Here is a 19,969-nt window from a genome sequence, read left to right as displayed (position 1 = left end):
CTGCGCCAGGCTGCCTGACGGGACGACGACATGACAGAATTAATCTTGCAGGCCCTGTATTCGGGCCTGCTGCAGGGCGGCTCCTACGCCCTGATCGCACTGGGACTGGCGCTGGTCTTCGGCACCATGAAAGTGATCAACCTGGCGCACGGCGAGCTGGTGCTGCTGGCCGCCTACATCGCCTACAGCGTGGAATCGGGCCTGGGCCTGGGGCCCATGTTCGCCATCCCCATCGCGCTGGTGATCGTCAGCCTGACTTCCGTGGGCGTCTACCTGATCGTCAGCCGCATCAAGAAAGACCGCGAAATCAATTCGCTGATCCTCACCTACGGCATCGGCGTCATCCTCACCAATTTCATCCTGCTGGTATGGAAGGCCGACATCCGCTCGACGTCGTCGACCTGGCTGCAGGAAGGCATCGAGATCGGCCCGTTTTTCAGCATGCGCAGCGAAGTGATCTTCTTCGGCGTCAGCCTGGTGCTGATGGCGGCCCTGTGGCGCTGGCTGGCCACCAGCTGGTATGGCCGCGCCGTGCGCGCCGTCTCCAGCAACCGCGACGCGGCCAAGCTGATGGGCATCGACCCGGGCCGCACGGAGCTCGTCTCCTTCCTCGTCGCCGGCATCCTGGCCGCCTTCGCGGGCGTCGCCCTGTTCAGCTATGGCGTGATCCAGCCTGCCTACGGCGGCGCGCTGACGGTGAAGGCCTTCATTATCACGGTACTGGCCGGCATCGGCTCCATCCCCGGCGTGCTGCTGGCCGCCGTGCTGCTGGGCGTGGCCGAAGCGCTGACCGTCACCCTGGCCAGCTCCGCGCTGCAGGAATTGTCCGGCATGGTGCTGTTCCTGCTGGTGCTGTTCATCATGCCGAACGGCCTGTTCGGCGCACAACGGAGGCGCGGATGAAGCGCTCGACACTGATCTCCACGGCGGGCCTGCTGCTGGCCGCCTATCTCGCCGTGCCGCTGGCGCTGGGCGGCAACCAGTACGTGATGAGCATGGTGGTGGCGGCCCTGATCATCGGCGGCGTGGCCATGTCCTGGGCCCTGCTGGGCAATCTGGGCGGCATGGTCAGCTTCGGCCATGCGGCGTTCTTCGGCGTGGGCGCGTATGTGTCCGCGCTGGCCAGCGTGAAACTGGGCCTGCCCGTGTTTGCCGCCATGCTGCTCGGCGGCGCGGGCGCAGCCGTCGCCGCCGTCATCATGCTGCCCGTGCTGCGCCTGCGGGGACCATACTTTGCGCTGGCCATCCTCGCCTACGCCCACATCTTCCGCATCCTGGCCACGGAATGGAGTTCCGTCACGGGCGGCGCCGGCGGCATCAACAATATCCCCGCACTGCCCACCGTCCTCGGCTTCGACCTGGCCAGCAAGACGGGCGCCTACCTAGTGGTGCTGACCCTGGTGGTGTGCTGCGCCTTCGCCTATAGCCGCATCCGCGCCAGCCATTACGGCATCGCCCTGCGCGCCATGCACGACAGCGAGGACGCCACGCGCGTCGTCGGCGTCAACAGCACCTTGCTGAAAGGCGCCATGCTGCTGGTGTCGGCCTTCATGGCGGGCCTGTTCGGCGCCTTCAACGCCCACTACATCAACTTCCTGGAACCGGACTACGCGTTCAACAGCCTGTGGGTGACGTTACCCATCGTGGCAGCCATCTTCGGCGGCTACCGCACGATACTCGGCCCCGTGCTGGGTGCCGTGGTGGTCTACCTGGTCGACCAGCTCATTTTCAAGTCGCTGATCCCCACGGGCCACCAGCTGGTGCTGGGCGTGCTGCTGGTGGCGATGATCGTCTTCAGTCCGAACGGCCTGCTGCCGCTGCTGCAAAAATGGCTGAAAAACGCGTTCACAGCGAAGGAGAAACAACATGCTTGAACTCGATAATGTGTCCGTGCGTTTCGGCGGCCTGACGGCCGTCGATTCCGTCACCTTAAAAGTGGGCAGCCACGACGTGATCGGCCTGGTGGGCGCGAACGGCGCCGGCAAGACCACCCTGTTCAACGCGATTTCCGGCCTGGTGCGCCCCACGGGCGGCAGCATCCGCTTCGAGGGACGCGACATCATGGCCACGCCCATGTACCAGCGCGCGCGCCTGGGGCTGGGCCGCACCTTCCAGATCCCGCAGCCCATGCATGAATTGACGGTGCGCGAAAACCTCGTCGTGGCGCAGCGTTTCGGCACGGGCAAGGTGGACCAGCGCAAGATCGATGAAATCCTCGATTTCACGAGCCTGGCGGACAAGGCGCAGCGCGATGCGGCCAGCGAACTGGCGCTGACGGAATTGAAGGCGCTGGAAGTGGCCAAGGCGCTGGCGACGAACCCGAAGCTGCTGCTGCTCGACGAAGTGCTGGCCGGGCTGGAAACGAACGGCAAGCGCCGTTTCATGGGCATGCTGAAGGACTTGCATGCCGCCTTTGGCGTGGGCATCGTCATGATCGAGCACGATATCGAAACCATCAGCAATCTGTGCCAGCGCGTGGCCGTGCTCAATTTTGGCCAGCTGATCGCCGACGGCACGCCCGATTGCGTGTTCCGCGACCCGGCCGTCATCGAAAGCTATACAGGAGCCGCGCATGCTTGAAATAACAGAACTGCGCGCCGGCTACGGCGCCATCAACGTGCTGTGGGACGTGTCGCTGTCCATCCAGAAGGGCAAGCTGACCACCATCATCGGCCCGAACGGGGCCGGCAAGACCACCCTGCTGCGCGCCATCATGGGCCTGCTGCCCGTGGGCGCGGGCAGCATCGCGCTGGACGGCCACGCCATCAACGGCACGCCCACCTGGAAGATGAGCGACGCCAGGGTCACCATGATCCCCGAGGGCCGCATGACGTTTCGCGACATGAGCGTGGAAGAAAACCTGATCATGGGCGCCTTCCCCAAGGAGCACCGCAGCCACATGCCGGCCCGCCTGGCCGAAGCCTACGCCATGTTCCCCCGCCTGCACGAGCGGCGCAAGCAGCTGGCCGGCTCACTGTCCGGCGGCGAAGCGCAGATGCTGGCCATGGCGCGCGGGCTGATGTCGGACCCGTCGCTGCTGATCATCGACGAGCCGTCGCTGGGCCTGGCGCCGCTGGTGGTCAACGAACTGTTCGAGATCCTCGCGCGCCTGAACGACGGCCGGCGCACCATCATTTTAGTGGAGCAGAACACGGCGCGCGCCGTGGGCGTGGCCGACCACGTCTACCTGATGCAAAGCGGCAAGGTGGCGCTGTCGCAGCCGGCGCTTGATGTCGACCTGGAGCATCTGCACGCACTGTATTTCGCGCGCTGAGTGACACGATCGGCGCGAGGCTTGAGCGGCCTGCGGCCGTCACTCCTCGTCGTCGGCCAGTTTGTCGAACACCTGCAAGTCAGCCTTGCCGAGTCCGGCCATCACGAAGGGATCGTCGGCAGGAAAGCGGCCCGTGTCGACCAGCATGCGCAGCTTGCTCAAGCGGTCGCCCTGCGCCAGCGCTTGCGCCTGCGGATCGGCGTCGGCGTGGGCCTCGGCACCGGCCTGCCCGATCGCGTGGGTCACGGACTCGGGGAACTCCCACAATTCGGCGATCTTTACGGACAAGATGCGCGCTTGCGCAAATACCTGGGCGATGAAGGCGTCCGATTGAGGAAACGCGTCGGGCGCATGCATCTGGTCGATCAGCCGGAACGCCACTACCAGGCCGACATTGGCCATCAGCCCCGCCAGATAGGCGTCGAAGGCGTTTGCCTGCAGCGCAGGCGCGAGCAGGTTGGCCGCCAGCGCGCATTTCTCGGACTGGCGCCAGATCAGCGGCGCCGTGCGGATGGTCAGCCCGCCGCTTTGCATGCTGACGATGGGACGGAAGGCGACACGGGCCAGCAGCATGCGCATGCCGTTTTGCCCCAGCAGCATGATGGCGCCTTCCATGTTGTTGATCGACGGGCTGGCGTTGTAGCGCGAATGGTAGCAGGGCCGGTTCGCTTCGCGGAACACCTCGGCGACCAGCAGCACGTCCTGGGCCAGCTGGCGCGACAGCTCGGCCGCGCTCATGTTTTCATTTTGCAAGGTCCGCATCAACTGCGGAATGATGGCGGGAATGCGCGGCACCAGCGCAGCGCCGGCGATCGGTTCACGGGCCAGCCGCGTCAATTCGTCCAGGATTTGCTGTTCGGACTGCTTTGACGCCTGCGCCGACCCTGCGGCCGCCAGCCAGCGGTAATAGATGGCATCGATCTCGGCGATGGTCGCTGGCGGCCCCGTCATCTCGGGCGCCGCCGCTGCCGTGACGGACGCAGGCTTGCTTTTTTCATCGCCGCCGTTCAGTAATTTTCCTATCCAACCCATTTTGCTATCCAGCCCCATATGCATCACTATCGCGACATCCGCGCCGCGATTTTACTTGATGACGGCAACGCCGGTGCGGCGGGCGTGGCCCGCCTTGTCCAGCCGCCGCAAGCTGCTACAGTAGCACTCCCGCAGCTTCCCCTGCTTTGCAAGGCAAATCATGAACAATATGCTGGCCCAGTACGTCACCAGCCAGGCGTATAACAACGCCTGGGCCAACCACCGCCTGCTGAAGGCATGCGCCCAGCTGACCCAGGCCGAGTTCCAGGCCACGCGCGTCAGCTTTTTTCCCACCATCCAGTTCACCCTGAACCACATCCTGACGTGCGACTGGTTTTATCTCGACGCACTGGAACGCGAGCTGCGCGGCGAGGCGCCCCATGCCGACTGCTATGTATTCTTCGAACAGGACGAACCGTTTAGCGATTGCGCCGCGCTGCAGGCGGCGCAGCGCGCGTCGGACCTGCGCCTGATCGCCCATTGCCGCAGCCTGTGCGACGCGGACCTGGCGCGGCCCGTGACGATACTGCGCGACACGCCGCAAGTGGAGACGCGCCTGCGCATGCTCGCGCATGTGTTCCAGCACCAGATCCACCACCGGGGGCAGGTGCACGCCATGCTGGCCGGCACGCGCATCGCGCCGCCCCAGCTCGATGAATTCTATTGCGCCGGCGAAGCGGACGAGCGGGCGCAGGATTTTGCGGAACTGGGCTGGACGGAAGCCGACGTGTGGGGGCCGCGCTGACTTATTCCCCCGCGTGGCAGCACACGCACAGCTTGTTGCCATCGAGGTCGCGGAAGTAGGCGCCATAGTAATGGGCGTGGTAATGGGGCCGCAGGCCGGGCGGCCCTTCGCACACGGCGCCCAGCGCCAGCGCGGCCTGGTGGCAGCGGTCCACCTGCGCGCGGCTGGCCGCCAGCAAGGCCGTCATCTGGCCATTGCCGGGAGCGGCCGGCAAGCCGTCGTGCGGCGCCGTCAGCACGAACAGGGGCCGCGGCGCATCCTGCGCCATCCAGCCCGCCCAGGGCTTGTCCCGGTCATGGAATTTTTCGATCAAGCCCAGCTCTCCCAGCAGGGCCGTGTAGAACGCGTAAGCGCGGGGAAAGTCGTTGGTGCCGAGGCAAATATGGGACAGCATGCTGCTCCTTCATGAATTCATGCATGTGCGGCAAAATGCGCAAGCTGATTATAATGGCGCATCGCTTTCCCACACGATCCCATGCCAGACCTGACACGCCTTCAGCTGCTTCCCCCCTCCAGCGCCGACCTGCCCGCCTTGCTGGCCTTCGAACTGGAAAACCGCGCCTATTTTGAAAACTGGGTCACGGCGCGCGCACCGTCCTATTACGGAAAGGAAGCCATCGCCGCCGCCATCGAGCAGGCGCAGCGCGAGCGCCAGCAAGACCAGGCTTACCAGTACCTCGCCAAGCTGGACGGGCAGATCATCGGCAGGGTCAACCTGACGGCCGTCACGCGCCCGTACTTCAACAAGGCAGTACTCGGCTATCGCATCGGCGAACGGTTCGGTGGACGCGGCTACGCCACGCGCGTGGTCGCTCTGCTGCTGGAAGAAGCGTTCGGTCCACTGGACCTGTGGCGCCTGGAAGCGACGGCGCGGCCGCAAAACCTGGGCTCGGTCGCCGTCATGCAGCGCAACGGCTTTCACCAGTATGGCCGCTCGGAAAAAGCCATGTTCTTCCAGGATGCGTGGTCGGATTTGCTGTACTTTGAACGGCGCAAGGACGACGCCGGCACCCGCTAAAAACCGAGCAATTGCTCGATCGAACGGACTCCCCTCCCCTGATGTTGTAAAATAGGCAAATATGGCGCGGCACCGGCCATGCCGCCTGCCCGCTTTTCGCGCACGCGGATGCACTCACACTCAGGGAACACCATGCGCACTACAGACAAAAAAGCCTACCTCGTCGGCGGCGGCATCGGCGCGCTGGCCGCGGCCGCGTTCATGATACGCGACGGGGGTATGCAAGGCAGCAACATCACCATCTTCGAAGCCTCGCCCGTGACCGGCGGCAGCCTCGATGGCGGCGGCAATGCCGACGATGGCTACACCTTGCGCGGCGGGCGCATGCTGACCACCGACAACTACGAATGCACGTGGGACTTGTTCAAGAGCATCCCCTCGCTCGAGCATGCGGGCCAGAGCGTCTACGACGAAACCATCGCCTTCAATGAACGGCACCTGCCCCACTCGCGCGCGCGCCTGGTCGACCGCAACCGTTTCAAGGTCGATGTCAGCAGCATGGGCTTTTCCATGCAGGACAGGCTGGAGTTGCTGAAACTGGCGGAAGCGGACGAAGACACGCTGGGCAGCAGCGCCATCACGGACTGGCTCTCGCCCGCATTCTTCGACACCCCGTTCTGGTATATGTGGGCCACCACGTTTGCCTTCCAGCCCTGGCACAGCGCCGTCGAGTTCAAGCGCTACCTGCACCGCTTCATGCTGGAGTTTTCGCGCATCGACACCCTGGCCGGCGTCAAGCGCACCGTCTACAACCAGTACGATTCGCTGGTGCGCCCGCTGGTCGCGTGGCTGCAGGAGCAGGGCGTGAACCTGATCATGGATTGCACGGTGACCGATATCGCCGTACAGGAATGCGACGGCCGCCTGAGCGCCACCGCCATCGCCTGCCAGCGCCGCGGCCTGGCCGACGTGATTCCTGTCGCCGACAGCGACCTGGTCTTTTTCCAGAACGCCTCGATGACGGATGCCTCGAGCTATGGCAGCATGCACGTCGCCCCGGCCCGGCGCACGAAGAACGACAGCCAAGGCTGGCGCCTGTGGGAAAAGCTGGCCGAGGGCCGGCCGGCACTGGGCCGTCCGGCCGCCTTCAACAGCAGCATCCCCGAATCGTACTGGGCCTCGTACACGGTCACCCTGAAGGACGGCGCCTTCTTCGAGCGGATGGAGCAATTTACGGGCAACAGCGCGGGCACGGGCGGCCTCGTCACTTTCAAGGACAGCAACTGGCTCATGTCCATCGTGCTGGCGCACCAGCCCCACTTCGCCGGCCAGCCCGCGGGCGTGCACGTGTTCTGGGGCTATGCGCTGCACCCTGACCGCATCGGCAACTTCGTCGCCAAGCCCATGTCCGACTGCAGCGGCGCAGACATCCTGCGCGAGCTGTGCGGCCACCTGAACTTCGACCTCGACATCATGGCCACGGCCAACTGCATTCCCTGCCGCATGCCTTACATCACCAGCATGTTCATGCCCCGCGCGAAAGGCGACCGTCCCCTGCCCGTGCCGGCCGGCTCCGTCAACCTGGCCTTCGTCAGCCAGTTCGTGGAAATCGCCGACGATGTCGTGTTCACCGTGGAATACTCGGTGCGCGCGGCGCAGACCGCCGTCTACCAGCTGCTGGGCGTGCCACGCGAAGTGCCGCCCATCCACGCGCACGACAAGTCGCTGAAGGTCAAGCTGGACGCCGTCATCAAGGCGTTCCAATAGCCGCATGTTCCGGCGTCAACGCAGTTTTCAGGCTATCGCTTGCGACTTTGTCACAACGCAAAGCAGCGTGATATTGGACTGATAACGTCAAGGTCCAGGAATCTTCCACACCTTGACACATCCAACATGAAATTGCGGCTACGCCTGTTCGAACACGTGCTGCTGGTGCTGGCATTGGCCGTCGTTATCTTTGCCGCCGCCATCGTGCTGGCACGCATGACACAGTGGGCGGAAGCGCGGGAACTGCCCACCTACCTCATACAGGGCATGCACCTAGTTGGCAAGGTGCTGTTTTTCCTGGACGGCTGCATCGTCATCGCCGTCAGCAGCATTCTGGCCGCCCGGCTGTTCCGCATACTCACCAAGGAGGATTTATGAACGACCTTCACTACCTGTTCACGCTCCAGCATCCGCGCCGCTTCTGGTACAGCGCCATCGTCATCGCCGTGGCCTCGGCCATCCTGCTCGGTCCCTGGCTCGACACCATTCCATGGCTGGTGGCGATCCCCTTCGTGGCCGGCGGCCTGCTGATGGCGCTCGGCGAGCTGTGGGATGACATGCACAGCAAGCGCCTGCCAAATGGCAACGACGACACGCATACACCGTGCCAGCATCGCTAGGACAGGATGATGCGTGCACGCAACAGCGGCACGCCATCGCGCACGCCGTCGCTGCCATTTGCCTGCGCATGGGCCTCCCCGTTGCCCTCATTTAAGACTCGCTTCAGTCTTGCCGTGCATCGTGATAGGGCGCCAGCGGCAATGGCGCCTCCCTTCACCATCACGGGTACCGCCCGGCGAAAGAACCGCTATGAGCACATGGATGCGCGCAAACAAAGGTTTTTTGATGTTTCTCCTGCTGTTCGGCGTGTTCCGCACGGCCGTGGCGGACTGGAATCCCATTCCCTCGGCATCCATGCGCCCCAACCTGCTCGAAGGCGACGTGGTCTTCGTCAACCGCCTGGCCTTCAACCTGAAAGTGCCGCTGACCGACATCGTGCTGCAGCGCCTGGGCGAACCGCAGCGAGGCGACATCGTCACCTTTTCCTCGCCGAAAGACGGCACGCGGCTGATCAAGCGCATCATCGCCCTGCCCGGCGACACGGTGGAAATGCGCGAGGAACAGCTGGTCATCAACGGCCAGCCCGCCCAATACACGGCGCTCGATACGGCGCCTGAAACCATCGCCCACGTAGGCCAGCTGACGGCCCGGCGCATCCGCGAGCGCAACCAGACCGAACAGCACCGCATCCAGGTCTTGCCGCAGATCGCAGGCGCCGCGCGCAGCTTTGCTCCCGTGACGGTGCCGGCCGACCATTTCCTCATGCTGGGCGATAACCGCGACAACAGCGCCGACTCGCGCTATTTCGGCTTTGTGCCCCGCAATCTGCTGATCGGCAAGGCCGAACGCATCCTCGTCTCGGCCAACATCGAGGAGCATTGGCAGCCGCGGCTGCAGCGTTTCGGCATGAAGCTGGAATAAACAGCTCCCCTGCAACGGTGCCGTGCTTTTCGGTTAGCATGGCGCATCATGCAAAACTTTCCCACCGCCAGCCAGCTTCACGCCAGCGACACGCCCGCCCTCAAGCAGCTGGCGCAGTTCCTGCACCGCCATCCCGACGTGCTGCTGCTGACGGGCGCCGGCATCAGCACGGCGTCCGGCATTCCGGCTTACCGCGACACGGAAGGCGTGCGGCATGGCAACGCTCCCGTGCAAGGCCCCGATTTTCGCCGCCAGGAAGCCGTGCGCCGCCGCTACTGGGCGCGCAGCATGGTGGGCTGGCCGGCCCTGGCGCGCGCCGTGCCGAATCCGGGCCACCTGGCCATCGCGCAACTGGGCCAGCGCCAGCGCATCGGCGGCCTGGTCACGCAAAACGTGGATGGCCTGCATCAGCAGGCAGGCAGCGCCGCCGTCACGGAACTGCACGGCAGCATACATGGCGTGGTCTGCCTCGATTGCCGCACCCGCCACACGCGCCGCCTGATCCAGGATCAGCTCGAACGGGACAATCCGCAGATGCTGGGCGCCACGGCCACGCCGGCACCCGACGGCGATGCCTTGCTGGAGCCGTCGCAACTGGCCGCCTTCCACGTGCCCGCCTGTCCCCGCTGCGGTGGTACCCTGCAGCCCGACGTGGTGTTTTTCGGCGATGGCGTGCCCGCCGCCTGCGCGGCCGAGGCCGAGAACAAGATGCGCGGCGCCAGCGCCCTGCTGGTGGTCGGCTCGTCCGTCATGGTGTATTCCAGCTTTCGCCTGTGCCGCATGGCGGCCGAAACGGGCAAGCCCGTGGCCGCCATCAACCTGGGCAAGACGCGCGCCGACCATTTGCTGGCATTCAAGACGGAAGCGCCGGCACAGGACATCTTGCCTGCATTAACGGCCATGCTGGACTGATCCCGGCTCAGCGCGGCGTCACTCTCGCTATACTATGGGATTGACGAGGAGAATTCATGCTGGAACTGTTGAGTGAACACGCCTGTTTTGGCGGCGTACAACGCTTTTATCGCCACGATGCGCAAGCCATCGGCTTGCCCATGCGTTTCTCGGCCTTCATTCCGGACACGGCGCCAGGCGCCACGGCCAGCACCAAACGCCCCGCCCTGTTTTACCTGGCGGGCCTGACCTGCACGGAAGAAACTTTCATGATCAAGGGCGGCGCCCAGCGCGTGGCGGCCGAGGAAGGCCTGATCCTGATCGCGCCCGACACCAGCCCCCGTGGCGCAAACATCGCGGGCGAGAGCGACGCGTGGGATTTCGGCATGGGCGCCGGCTTCTACGTGGACGCCACCGAGGCGCCATGGAACAGCCACTACCGCATGTACAGCTACATCCTGGAATTGCGCGCCCTGCTGGAGCAGGAACTGGCCATCGACGCGCAGCGCACGGGCATTTTCGGCCACTCGATGGGCGGCCACGGCGCGCTGGTGCTGGCCTTGCGCAACCCGGAACTGTTCCGTTCCGTCTCGGCCTTCGCGCCCATCGCCGCACCGAGCCAGTGTCCATGGGGCAAGAAGGCGTTCACGGGCTACCTGGGCAGCGACGCGGCCAGCTGGCAGCAATACGACGCCAGCGCGCTGATGCGCGGCCGGCAGGACAAGCCCGCACTATTTCCCGAAGGCATCTTGATCGACCAGGGCCTGGCCGACAAATTCCTGCCCGAGCAACTGTATCCGGACGTGTTCGAGGCGGCGTGCCGCGACGCCGGCCAGCCATTGCAGCTGCGCCGCCATGCCGGCTATGACCATGGCTATTACTTCATCGCCAGCTTCATGGAAGAGCACGTGCGCTTCCATGCGAGGAATCTGCGCGCCCTTGCCTGACCGCCCTATTGCGTGGTGCTGGTATGCCCGTTGAAATGGCGCGTGTACCAGTCCGTGGCCAGCAGGGCGGCCTGGTGCCGCGTGTCGGGGCCGCCCGGCGCGGCGATCTGTTCCAGTTGTTTGTCGCAGCGCAAGGCGGCGAACGCCATGCGGTTCAGGCCCGCCACGTCGGGGTCGCGCCCGCCCACGATCAGCAACGATGGCACGCGCACGTTTTCAAGCGCCGCCTTGCCGGCCATTTCCACCTGGCCATCGCAGACGGCCAGCGCGGCGATTTCCCCGCTGCGCCAGGCCGCCAGTTGCATCACGACGGCTGCGCTGGTGCCATAGCCATACAGGCCGCAGGGCAGGCGCCGCGTGGACGGGTCCATCTGCAGCCAGCCCAGGGCTTTTTCCAGCTGGCGCGCCAGCAGCACGATATCGCTGCGCACGAAATACGCGTGGCCATTGCTGCCGCCGCCAGGCTCGACGCCGCCCTGGTCGAAGCGCAAGGTGGCGATGCCCGCTCGCAGGAAATCCTGGGAAGTGGCGTGGCTGGAGGCGCCCAGGTAATCGCTATCGGCGCCCGCGCCGTGGGCAAACAGGACGATGCCGACCGGGCGTTCGGGCATTTCAAGCACGCCGTCCATTTGAAGTTCATCGGCTGTGATGCTGACAAATTGTTCTTGCATGGCTGCCTCCGCTATCGAGCTGGGATCAAGCTCACATCAAGCTGAATTCAAGCTGAAATCACACTGCTGTCGCGCTGATTTTGCCGGACCGGGCGCCGCCTGCGCGCCTTGAGCGGCAAGCCTCAGTGTACCAGCCTGCGTCCGTTCACGCGCGGCGTACGGCAAATTTGCCGCGCGCCGGCATCAGACGGCGCCGTGCCGGTCCAGCCCCTTCAGCACGGCTTCCGGGCGGATCGGCAAATGCCGCACGCGCGACGCCACGGCGGCAAAGATGGCGTTGCCGATGGCGGGCGCCACGGCCGTCGTCGGCGGCTCGCCCATGCCCGTCGCCGTTTGCGTGCTGGCAACAAATTCAATATCGAGCTCGGGCACGTCGGCCATGCGCAGGGGCGTGTAGGTATTCAGGTTGGTATCCTTCACTTCGCCATTGAGGAAAGCCGTGCCTTCATGCAAGGCCATGCTCACGCCCCACAGGGCGCCCCCTTCCGCCTGGGCCAGCGCCCCATCGGGATCGACGATGCTGCCCGCGTCGATGACCATGAACAGCTTTTCGACTTTCACCATGCAAGTGCTGCGGTCCACTTTCACTCTGGCAACGCACGCCGTCCAGGTGGGCATGTCGCGCTCCTGGCCGAACGTGGCGGCGATGCCCAGACCCGTGTCGGGCGGCATGGCCGTGCCCCAGCCGGCCTTGTCCGCCACCCGCTGCAGCACGTGGGCCAGGCGCGCGGCGCCGCCGACGGCATTCGGCGCGCTGCCCGCATTGCGGCCCGTCGTCTGCAGCAGGGACAAGCGGAATGCCAGCGGATCGACCTTGGCCGCCTGCGCCGCCTCATCCATGAAACTTTCCACCGCCCAATTCGTCCAGCCGGGCCCCACGGAGCGCAGCCAGCCGGGACGGAAACTGCTGTTGGCCAGGTCGTTCGACACGGCCCGCACGCGCTGCGCGCCCACCGTGTACCAGTGGTCGGCGCCGGCGATGGCAAACGGATCATAGGGATGGCCCTGCTTATCCTTGGCCAGCAAGGCCGGTATCATCGCTTGCGTGGGCCAGCCCGCGCTGGCCTCGTGCACCATCGCCGACACCTTGCCCGCGTCGTCGAACGCCATGCGCACATGCTGCACGGACGGCGAACGGGGCGAATCGAAACGGGCGTCGTCGGAGCGCGTGCAGATCATCTTGACGGGACGCCCCACGGCTTGCGCGGCCAGCGCGGCCGGCACGCAGTAATCGCCATTGAGGCGCCGCCCGAAACCGCCGCCCAGCAGATAGGTATGCAGCACTACCTGGCTTTCCGGCACCTTCAGGGCCTGCGCCAGCACGGGCAGGATCAGCGATTGCCACTGGTTGCCCGCATGGATGTGCCAGACACCGTCGACTTCCTGCGCCACGGCATTCACGGGTTCCAGCTGGAAATGCAGCACGGTGCTGGTCGTGTAATGGCGTTCCAGTTGCAGACTGGCCTCCTTGAACGCCTGCTCCACGCCGTCGTCGTCGACCACGCGGGCGCCCAGCGTCGCATCGGCCAGCTGCTTGGCGGCGTAGTTGACGATATCCTGCTCCGACACGTGGGCAGCCGCGCCGGCCCGCCATTTCACCTGCACCAGGTCGGCCGCGCGCATGGCGGCCGCATACGTGTCGGCCACCACCATGACCCAGCCGGGCACCGTGCCGCTGGGGTCCTGCAAGGCCACCGAACGCAGGTAGCCCTTGACCTTTTTCGCGGCCGTGTCATCGATGGACACCACTTTTGAGCCGTAGCGCGTGGGCGGGATCTTCGGACGCGCATACAACATGCCCTCGACGTGCGCATCGATGCCGTACACGGCCGTGCCATTCGTTTTCGCGGGAATGTCGAGCGCCTGCACATTCTGGCCGATCAGGCTGCGCTGCTGCGGCGTCTTCAGCACGATGGCTTTCAATTGTTCCGGTGTGTACTGGCGCGCCAGCTTGCCACGGCGCACGATCTCGCCATAGCCGATCGACCGTCCCCGGCCATGCACGGCGCCCAGCCTGGCGTGACAGGCGGACACGGGCACGCGCAGCAGGCGCGCGCCCTCCTCGACCAGCGCGATGCGGCCGGCCGCGCCGGCACGGCTGAGCGGGTCGAAATTCTGCCAGACGGACCAGCTGCCGCCCGTCACCATCAAGCCCCATTTCGGGTCCGTATCCACGTAATGCAGGCGCACCTTGCTCCAGTCCGCTTCCAATTCCTCGGCCACGATGCGCGCCAGGGCCGTGCCGATGTGCTGGCCCATTTCCGCCTTGGCGATATTCACGGTGACGATGCCGTCGCCGCCGATCTCGAACCAGATACTGGGGTCGAACACGGGCGCGGCGAGCCTGGCAGGCGGCACGCGCGCCACCTTGCTGTCGGCCAGGGAACTGTCGGCGCGCAGGAAAGCCAAGGTAAACCCCGTGCCGGCGGCGGCGATCAGGAAACCGCGCCGGCCCAGCGAGCTGGGACGGGCAGCAGAATTTTCTTTCGGTAACTTAAACACCAGGCGCCTCCTGCATGCCGGCCGCCAGCTTGATGGCCTTGCGAATGCGCACATACGCCATGCAGCGGCACAGGTTGCCGCTCATGACGGCATCGATATTCGCATCCGTCGGCTGCGGATAGTCGCGCAGCAAGGTCGCGGCCTGCATGATCTGGCCCGACTGGCAATAGCCGCACTGGGGCGCCTGCGTGGCGACCCACGCCCGCTGCAGCGCGTGCGTGCCGTCCGGCGACAAGCCTTCGATGGTGGTAATGGCGCAGCCCGTCACGGCGGAAATGGGGGTGATGCACGAGCGCATGGCGCGGCCATCCACATGCACGGTGCAGGCGCCGCACATGCCGATGCCGCAGCCAAACTTGGTGCCTGTCAAATGGGCTTCGTCGCGCAGCACCCACAGCAGCGGGGTTTCGGCATCCGCTTCCGTGCTGAAGGGCTGGCCATTGACGATAATCGTATGCATGATGTCTTTCAGTAATTACTTGGCGGCACCAGGTGCCGCACGGACGGCGGCACGCGCGCGCGCCACGGCCCCTTCCAGGTTCGTCCAGGCGGGCTGGTGGCTGCGGCTGCGGCGCAGATAGGCGGCCAGCTGGGCCACGTCGTTGTCCGTCAGCGAGGCGGCAAAACCGGGCATCAGCACGCCGGGCATGGCCGCGTCCTTGCTGATGCCGTGCAATATCACCTGGATCAGGTTGGCGGGATCGGGTGCGCTGACGGCGCTGTTCAGGCTCAGTTCCGGACGCAGGGCCACGGGCCGGCCGTCGCTGTTCGAATGGCACGACGCGCAGGCGGCCACGTACAGGCTGGCGCCGCGGTCGTTGTCGACGAGGCTGACCCGCTGCGAACGGGCGATGCCCGCCTCGATCACGGCGTCGATATCCACCTTGCGCCCGGCAGCGCCGGCAACGCCGGCAAAATACACGGACAGCGCGCGGATATCGCTATCGGGCGACGCGCCCATGCCTTCGTGCACGACGGCCGACATGGGCCCGGCCGCCACGCCGTGCAGGGCCGTCGCCCCCGTGCGCAGGAAGGCATACAGCTCATCCTGCGTCCATGGCAGCGGTGCCGTGTTGGCGCTGGTCAAGGCCGGCGCATACCAGCGATCGATGGACGCGCCCAGGTAGGACGAAGCGGCGATCTCGGCGCCCAGCGCATTGCGCGGCGTGTGGCAGGCGGCGCAATGGGCCAGGCCTTCGGCCAGATAGCGGCCCCGGTTCCAGTCCAGGCCTTGCGCAGGATCAAGCTGGAATGTCGCTGGCTTGAAGAACAGCAACTTCCAGCCCGCCTGCAAGGGACGCAGATTCAAGGGAAACGGCACGGTATTGGCGGGCGCAACCGCATACACGGGCGGGCGCGTCATGAAATATGCGTACAGGGCCGTCAGGTCCGTCTCCGAGACGAGATTGAAATGGGTGTACGGAAAGACGGGATACAGGTGGGCGCCATCGCGGCCCACACCTTCGCGCATGGCCCGCTGGAACGCGGCCAGCGACCAGCGGCCGATGCCCGTTTGCGCGTCGGGCGTGATATTCGTTGCATAGATCGTGCCGAACGGCGTGGCCAGGCCGTGGCCGCCCGCGTAGTCGGCGCCGCCCGTGGCCGTATGGCAGGCGGCGCAATTGCCCATGCCGGCCAGGATGCGCCCCCGCTCCACCACTTGCGGGGAGAATGCCGTGGCGGCAGGCGGGTTGACGGGTGCCAGCGCGGGACGCCAGTAATACAGGTAGGCAGCCAGCGCCGCCACGATGAGCAGTGCCAGCAACAGCAGCAGGCCGGTGAAGATTTTCTTGAGCAAAGCAGGAGTCCGGTAAAAGGCTGGGCACGCGCCTGCCGCGCACGGACGGCGGCGGTAGCGCAGATTGTGACAATCTTACCGCGATTGTGACTTGTTGTATGTACGCAATGACACGCAGGCAACGCCGCGAACGGGCTGCGCCTTATAATCAGCGTTTCAGCACGCCGCCGCTCTCTTCATGCATACCGTTACCATTATCCTCATCCTCGTCCTGACCGTCGTCCTGTGCGGCTTCATCGCCCGCTCGCGCTGGGTCAAGCTGCCGCTGCCCCTGATCCAGATCGCCGGCGGCACGGGGTTGGCCGTGTTTGGCGTGCAAGTGCCGCTCGATCCCGACATCTTCTTCCTGCTCTTCATTCCGCCGCTGCTGTTTCTCGATGGCTGGCGCATTCCCAAGGGCGCCTTCTTTTCCGATGCGCGCTCGATCCTGATGCTGGCCATCGGCCTCGTGCTGTTTACCGTGCTGGGCATGGGTTTCTTCATCGACTGGCTGATTCCCAGCGTGCCGCTGGCCGTCGCCTTCGCGCTGGGCGCCATCCTGTCGCCCACGGACCCCGTGGCCGTGTCGGCGATTGCGGCCGGCAACCCGATCCCGCCGCGCCTGATGCACATCCTCGAAGGCGAATCGCTGCTCAACGACGCTTCGGGCCTCGTCTGCTTCACGTTTGCCGTGGGCGCCATGATGACGGGCGGCTTTTCCATCGGCGCCGCCTCGCTGAGTTTCCTGCAGGAAGCGGGCGGCGGCATCGTCATCGGCCTGGCCATCTCGTGGGGCGTGGGCCTGGCGAATAAATGGCTGGTGAGCAAGGTCGGCGAAGAGCCGGGCCTGCAGATCCTGATCAGCATCCTGATTCCGTTTGCCGCCTACCTGGGCGCCGAGCAAATCCACGGCTCGGGCATCCTGGCCGCCGCCACGGCGGGCGTGTCCATGCATTACGCCGACCTGATCGGCCGGCCGCTGGCCGCCACGCGCACCCAGCGCAAGGCCGTCTGGGATACCGTGCAACTGGTCCTGAACGGCGTGATCTTCGTCATGCTGGGCGCGCAGCTGCCCGCCACCGTTGCCGGCTTGCCCGCCGCCTCGATGGAAGTGGGCGCCGGCAGCGCCTGGAAACTGCCCCTGTTCGTCGTCGCCATCACGGTGGGCCTGACCTTCATGCGCTTCATCTGGGTCTTCATCTCCATGAAGCTCACCCTGTTCAAGCACCACAAGAAAATGGCGGGCGAACCGAAGGATGCGGCCCTGCTGGCGCGCCCCAGCCTGCGGTTGCTGCTGGTGGCCTCGTTTGCGGGCGTGCGCGGCGCGCTGACCCTGGCCGGCATCCTGACCCTGCCCTTGTTTTTGCCTGACGGCAATCGTTTCCCCGCGCGCGACCTCGTCATCTTCCTGGCCATGGGCGTGATTCTGCTGTCGCTGATACTGGCCAGCGTCACCCTGCCCCTGCTGACCAAGGGCCTGGTGTTCTCGCCGCCCGCGCGCCGCTCGACGGAAGAGCGCAATGCCCGCGCCTCTGCGGCCGAGGCGGCCATCGCGCGGCTGGAAAAAGTCTGCGAGGGCATCGACAAGAATGACAAGCAGCAAGTCGTCACCGAGGCGGCCAACCGCCTGATCGAAGCCTACCGGCGCCGCCTCGCGTATGGCGAAAGCAGCAACGACGAGGCGATGCGGCTGCAGGAACTGGCCCGCACCGAGCGGGCGCTGCGCCTGGAAGCGCTCAATGCGGAGCGCGATGAACTGTTCCGCCGCCGCATCTCGGGCGAACTGGACGACACCATCCATTTGCGCCTGCTGCGCGAAATCGATTTGCTGGAGGCGACACTGGAAGAATAGCAACACTCTGGCCCGCCGCGGCAGTGTTGATAAGTAATTCTCATGGTAAGGAATGCAAGTTTTAACATTCGTGTTTATAATGCAAGGTTGTATGGCGTAGCGCCGTGATTTACTTTCAGCATGGACTTCCGTAGAGTCTGTACTGAAGAGTAACAATTTGACTAGCCACCCGACCCGAATAAAGACACCCGACGCCGTGCCCTCCTCCCCCCGCCACCGGCAGCGCACCGCGCTGCCAGTCCTGCTCGCCCCTGTGCTGCTGGCCGCGCTGCTCGCCGGTACGGCACTGGCGCCGGCCGCCGCATGGGCGCAGGCAGGGGCGCAGGCGGGCGCGGCGGCCGACGCCCGGCGGCCGGCCGAGGTGGCCCAGGTCCTGTTCGGCATCATCAGCTATGTGCGCTGGCCCGTGGCGCGCCCCGAAGTGCGCGTCTGCATGCTCGGCACGCCCCGCTACGGGGCGGCCATCGTCGATACGCCCGCGTCCAGCCTGGGCCAGCGCATCCGCGTGAAGATCCCGGCGGCAACGGCCGCGGCCGGCGAATGCGACGTCGTCTACCTGGGCAGCCTGCCCGAGGGCGAACGCGAGCACCTGCTGGCGCAAGTCATCGGCAAGCCGATTTTATCGGTTGCCGAACCGGGCACGTCCTGCACCGTGGGCACCATGTTCTGCCTGCGCCTGTCCGAGGCGCAGATCGGCTTTGACGTCAACCTCGACGCCATCGCCCGCAGCGGCCTGCGCGTGCATCCGAACGCCTTGCAAATTGCACGTCGCAAGGGACCGCCGCCATGAGCGCCAGCCTGCCCCGCCAGCTGGCGCGCAAGCCCCGCCCCACGCTCGACAGCGTGCTGCGGCGCGCCCACCTGAGCGTATCGCTGATCGCCGTGCTGGCGGCCGGCCTGACCCTGACGGCCGTGGCGCTGCTGGCCCTGCGCGTGTATTCGGACCAGAACCTGCGCCTGGTGGCCCGTTCGATGAGCTACACGGTGGAAGCGGCCGTCGTCTTTGGCGACTCCCAGGCCGCCCGCGAAGCGCTGGCCCTGATCGGCGTCAATGAAGACATCGACCGGGCGCAGGTCAGCGACAAGGCCGGCAAGGTGCTGGCCCGCTGGGAGCGGGGCGAACACGGCACCCGCTACTACATCGAACGCGCGCTGACGGGCTGGATGCTGCCCGAGTCGCTGACCTTCCCCATTGCCCACGACGAACAGGTCATCGGCAGCATCAAGCTGGTGCCGCACAGCCGCAGCCTGCTGCCCTTCCTGCTCAGCGGGCTGACCTGCCTGCTGGCTTGCCTGCTGCTGAGCCTAGCCGTGGCCGTGCGCCTGTCGCGCCGCATGGAAACGGAAATCACCTCGCCCCTGCGCCACCTGGCGGAAACGGCCCACCGCGTGCGGCGCGACCGCTCGTTCGAATTGCGCGTGCCGCCGGCCAATATCGCCGAACTGAACCAGCTCAATGACGACTTCAACGCCCTGCTCGACGAACTGGAAGCGTGGCAAAGCCATCTGCAGAAGGAAAACGCCTCGCTGTCGCACCGCGCCAACCACGACAGCCTGACGGGCTTGTCGAACCGCGCCTTCATGGAAGCAGAGCTGGAGCGCGCCATCCTCGAAGCGCGCATCGGCAATGGCAAGGTGGCCGTGCTGTTCCTCGACAGCGACCGCTTCAAGTACATCAACGATACCTTCGGCCATGCCTCGGGCGACCGCGTGCTGGTGACGATCGCGGCGCGCATCAAGCAGCAATTGCGCGAAGGCGACCTGGTGGCGCGCCTGGGCGGCGACGAATTCGCCATCCTGCTCAAGCCGCTGCGCAACAGCAGCGACGCCATGCACATCGCCGACAACATCATCGCCGCCATGGCGCAAGCCATTGAACTGCCTACCGGCAACAGCATCGTCAGCTCGCTCACGATCGGCGTGGCCGTCTTCCCCGATCACGCCGTCGACGCCGCCTCGCTGGTGGGCGCGGCGGACGAAGCCATGTACCGCGCCAAGCAGGCGCAGCGCGGCACGCGCCAGGTGGCGCGCCTGCCGCAACCCCACACTCACCCCTGACCCCCAAGGAGCA

21 protein-coding genes are annotated in these 19,969 nt (G+C 65.8%); 15 read left to right on the top strand and 6 right to left on the bottom strand.

Features of this window, described 5'->3' with window-relative positions; genetic code table 11:
• Nucleotides 1-30 precede the first annotated feature (30 nt).
• From GCN75_RS12245 to GCN75_RS12230, 4 genes are read left to right on the top strand one after another with little or no spacing between them, the layout of a single operon-like run.
• A complete protein-coding gene (locus GCN75_RS12245) occupies nt 31-903 on the top strand; it encodes a branched-chain amino acid ABC transporter permease (RefSeq protein ID WP_141168659.1) in 873 nt (290 codons plus the stop codon).
• Nucleotides 900-1,874 carry a branched-chain amino acid ABC transporter permease gene (locus tag GCN75_RS12240; RefSeq protein ID WP_152282755.1) on the top strand — a complete coding sequence of 325 codons (975 nt, stop codon included), beginning with the start codon at nt 900-902 and terminating at the stop codon, nt 1,872-1,874. The genes GCN75_RS12245 and GCN75_RS12240 overlap by 4 nt, the downstream gene beginning before the upstream one ends.
• A complete protein-coding gene (locus GCN75_RS12235; RefSeq protein WP_070311461.1) occupies nt 1,867-2,580 on the top strand; it encodes an ABC transporter ATP-binding protein in 714 nt (237 codons plus the stop codon). Before GCN75_RS12240 ends, GCN75_RS12235 begins: the two co-directional genes overlap by 8 nt.
• Nucleotides 2,573-3,274: an ABC transporter ATP-binding protein gene (locus GCN75_RS12230; RefSeq protein WP_152282754.1), complete on the top strand. Its 702-nt coding sequence runs from the start codon at nt 2,573-2,575 to the stop codon at nt 3,272-3,274. The genes GCN75_RS12235 and GCN75_RS12230 overlap by 8 nt, the downstream gene beginning before the upstream one ends.
• A gap of 39 nt (nt 3,275-3,313) precedes the next feature.
• Here GCN75_RS12230 and GCN75_RS12225 read toward each other — a convergent pair whose 3' ends face one another.
• Nucleotides 3,314-4,306 carry an HDOD domain-containing protein gene (locus GCN75_RS12225; protein WP_193317479.1) on the bottom strand — a complete coding sequence of 331 codons (993 nt, stop codon included), beginning with the start codon at nt 4,304-4,306 and terminating at the stop codon, nt 3,314-3,316.
• Between the two features lie 160 nt (nt 4,307-4,466).
• Here GCN75_RS12225 and GCN75_RS12220 point away from each other — a divergent pair, with 160 nt between their 5' ends.
• Nucleotides 4,467-5,051 (top strand): DinB family protein, encoded by a 585-nt coding sequence (locus GCN75_RS12220; RefSeq protein WP_152282752.1) that lies wholly within the window; start codon nt 4,467-4,469, stop codon nt 5,049-5,051.
• A gap of 1 nt (nt 5,052) precedes the next feature.
• Here GCN75_RS12220 and GCN75_RS12215 read toward each other — a convergent pair whose 3' ends face one another.
• On the bottom strand, nt 5,053-5,445 hold the full coding sequence (locus tag GCN75_RS12215; RefSeq protein WP_152282751.1) for a VOC family protein: 393 nt from the start codon (nt 5,443-5,445) through the stop codon (nt 5,053-5,055).
• An 81-nt stretch (nt 5,446-5,526) separates the two neighbouring features.
• Here GCN75_RS12215 and GCN75_RS12210 point away from each other — a divergent pair, with 81 nt between their 5' ends.
• From GCN75_RS12210 to fghA, 7 genes are all read left to right on the top strand, one after another.
• Entirely contained in the window at nt 5,527-6,069 is a 543-nt protein-coding gene (locus tag GCN75_RS12210) for a GNAT family N-acetyltransferase (RefSeq protein ID WP_152282750.1), read from the top strand.
• A 78-nt stretch (nt 6,070-6,147) separates the two neighbouring features.
• The gene (locus tag GCN75_RS12205) at nt 6,148-7,776 is read left to right on the top strand and encodes an oleate hydratase (RefSeq protein WP_319633288.1); all 1,629 of its coding nucleotides are present in this window, start codon (nt 6,148-6,150) and stop codon (nt 7,774-7,776) included.
• 126 nt (nt 7,777-7,902) lie between these two features.
• Nucleotides 7,903-8,154: a hypothetical protein gene (locus tag GCN75_RS12200; RefSeq protein ID WP_152282748.1), complete on the top strand. Its 252-nt coding sequence runs from the start codon at nt 7,903-7,905 to the stop codon at nt 8,152-8,154.
• Nucleotides 8,151-8,396 carry a hypothetical protein gene (locus GCN75_RS12195; RefSeq protein WP_152282747.1) on the top strand — a complete coding sequence of 82 codons (246 nt, stop codon included), beginning with the start codon at nt 8,151-8,153 and terminating at the stop codon, nt 8,394-8,396. Before GCN75_RS12200 ends, GCN75_RS12195 begins: the two co-directional genes overlap by 4 nt.
• Nucleotides 8,397-8,586: 190 nt before the next feature.
• Nucleotides 8,587-9,258, top strand: a complete 672-nt coding sequence (lepB, locus tag GCN75_RS12190; RefSeq protein WP_152282746.1) for a signal peptidase I — start codon at nt 8,587-8,589, stop codon at nt 9,256-9,258.
• A gap of 48 nt (nt 9,259-9,306) precedes the next feature.
• Entirely contained in the window at nt 9,307-10,170 is an 864-nt protein-coding gene (locus tag GCN75_RS12185; RefSeq protein ID WP_152282745.1) for an NAD-dependent protein deacetylase, read from the top strand.
• Nucleotides 10,171-10,226: 56 nt separating this feature from the next.
• Nucleotides 10,227-11,096, top strand: coding sequence for an S-formylglutathione hydrolase (fghA, locus tag GCN75_RS12180; RefSeq protein WP_319633287.1), 870 nt, complete (start codon nt 10,227-10,229; stop codon nt 11,094-11,096).
• A gap of 5 nt (nt 11,097-11,101) precedes the next feature.
• On the opposite strand, the gene GCN75_RS12175 is transcribed toward fghA, so the two are convergent.
• From GCN75_RS12175 to GCN75_RS12160, 4 genes are all read right to left on the bottom strand, one after another.
• Nucleotides 11,102-11,767: a dienelactone hydrolase family protein gene (locus tag GCN75_RS12175; protein ID WP_152282744.1), complete on the bottom strand. Its 666-nt coding sequence runs from the start codon at nt 11,765-11,767 to the stop codon at nt 11,102-11,104.
• A gap of 183 nt (nt 11,768-11,950) precedes the next feature.
• On the bottom strand, nt 11,951-14,269 hold the full coding sequence (locus tag GCN75_RS12170) for a xanthine dehydrogenase family protein molybdopterin-binding subunit (protein WP_152282743.1): 2,319 nt from the start codon (nt 14,267-14,269) through the stop codon (nt 11,951-11,953).
• Nucleotides 14,262-14,729: a (2Fe-2S)-binding protein gene (locus tag GCN75_RS12165; protein WP_152282742.1), complete on the bottom strand. Its 468-nt coding sequence runs from the start codon at nt 14,727-14,729 to the stop codon at nt 14,262-14,264. The genes GCN75_RS12170 and GCN75_RS12165 overlap by 8 nt, the downstream gene beginning before the upstream one ends.
• A 15-nt stretch (nt 14,730-14,744) precedes the next feature.
• Nucleotides 14,745-16,067, bottom strand: coding sequence for a cytochrome c (locus GCN75_RS12160; RefSeq protein ID WP_152282741.1), 1,323 nt, complete (start codon nt 16,065-16,067; stop codon nt 14,745-14,747).
• 178 nt (nt 16,068-16,245) lie between these two features.
• On the opposite strand from GCN75_RS12160, the gene GCN75_RS12155 reads away from it, so the two are divergent.
• The 3 genes from GCN75_RS12155 to GCN75_RS12145 all read left to right on the top strand — a co-directional run bounded on the left by GCN75_RS12155 (nt 16,246) and on the right by GCN75_RS12145 (nt 19,956).
• Nucleotides 16,246-17,898 (top strand): Na+/H+ antiporter, encoded by a 1,653-nt coding sequence (locus GCN75_RS12155; RefSeq protein WP_152282740.1) that lies wholly within the window; start codon nt 16,246-16,248, stop codon nt 17,896-17,898.
• 196 nt (nt 17,899-18,094) lie between these two features.
• Entirely contained in the window at nt 18,095-18,688 is a 594-nt protein-coding gene (locus GCN75_RS12150; RefSeq protein ID WP_226941325.1) for a YfiR family protein, read from the top strand.
• On the top strand, nt 18,685-19,956 hold the full coding sequence (locus GCN75_RS12145) for a diguanylate cyclase domain-containing protein (protein ID WP_152282739.1): 1,272 nt from the start codon (nt 18,685-18,687) through the stop codon (nt 19,954-19,956). Before GCN75_RS12150 ends, GCN75_RS12145 begins: the two co-directional genes overlap by 4 nt.
• The last annotated feature ends 13 nt before the right edge of the window (nt 19,957-19,969 follow it).

Origin of the sequence: Janthinobacterium violaceinigrum (assembly GCF_009208555.1) — a bacterium.
GTDB lineage: Bacteria > Pseudomonadota > Gammaproteobacteria > Burkholderiales > Burkholderiaceae_D > Janthinobacterium > Janthinobacterium violaceinigrum.
This window is presented reverse-complemented; position numbering and strand designations above follow the sequence as displayed.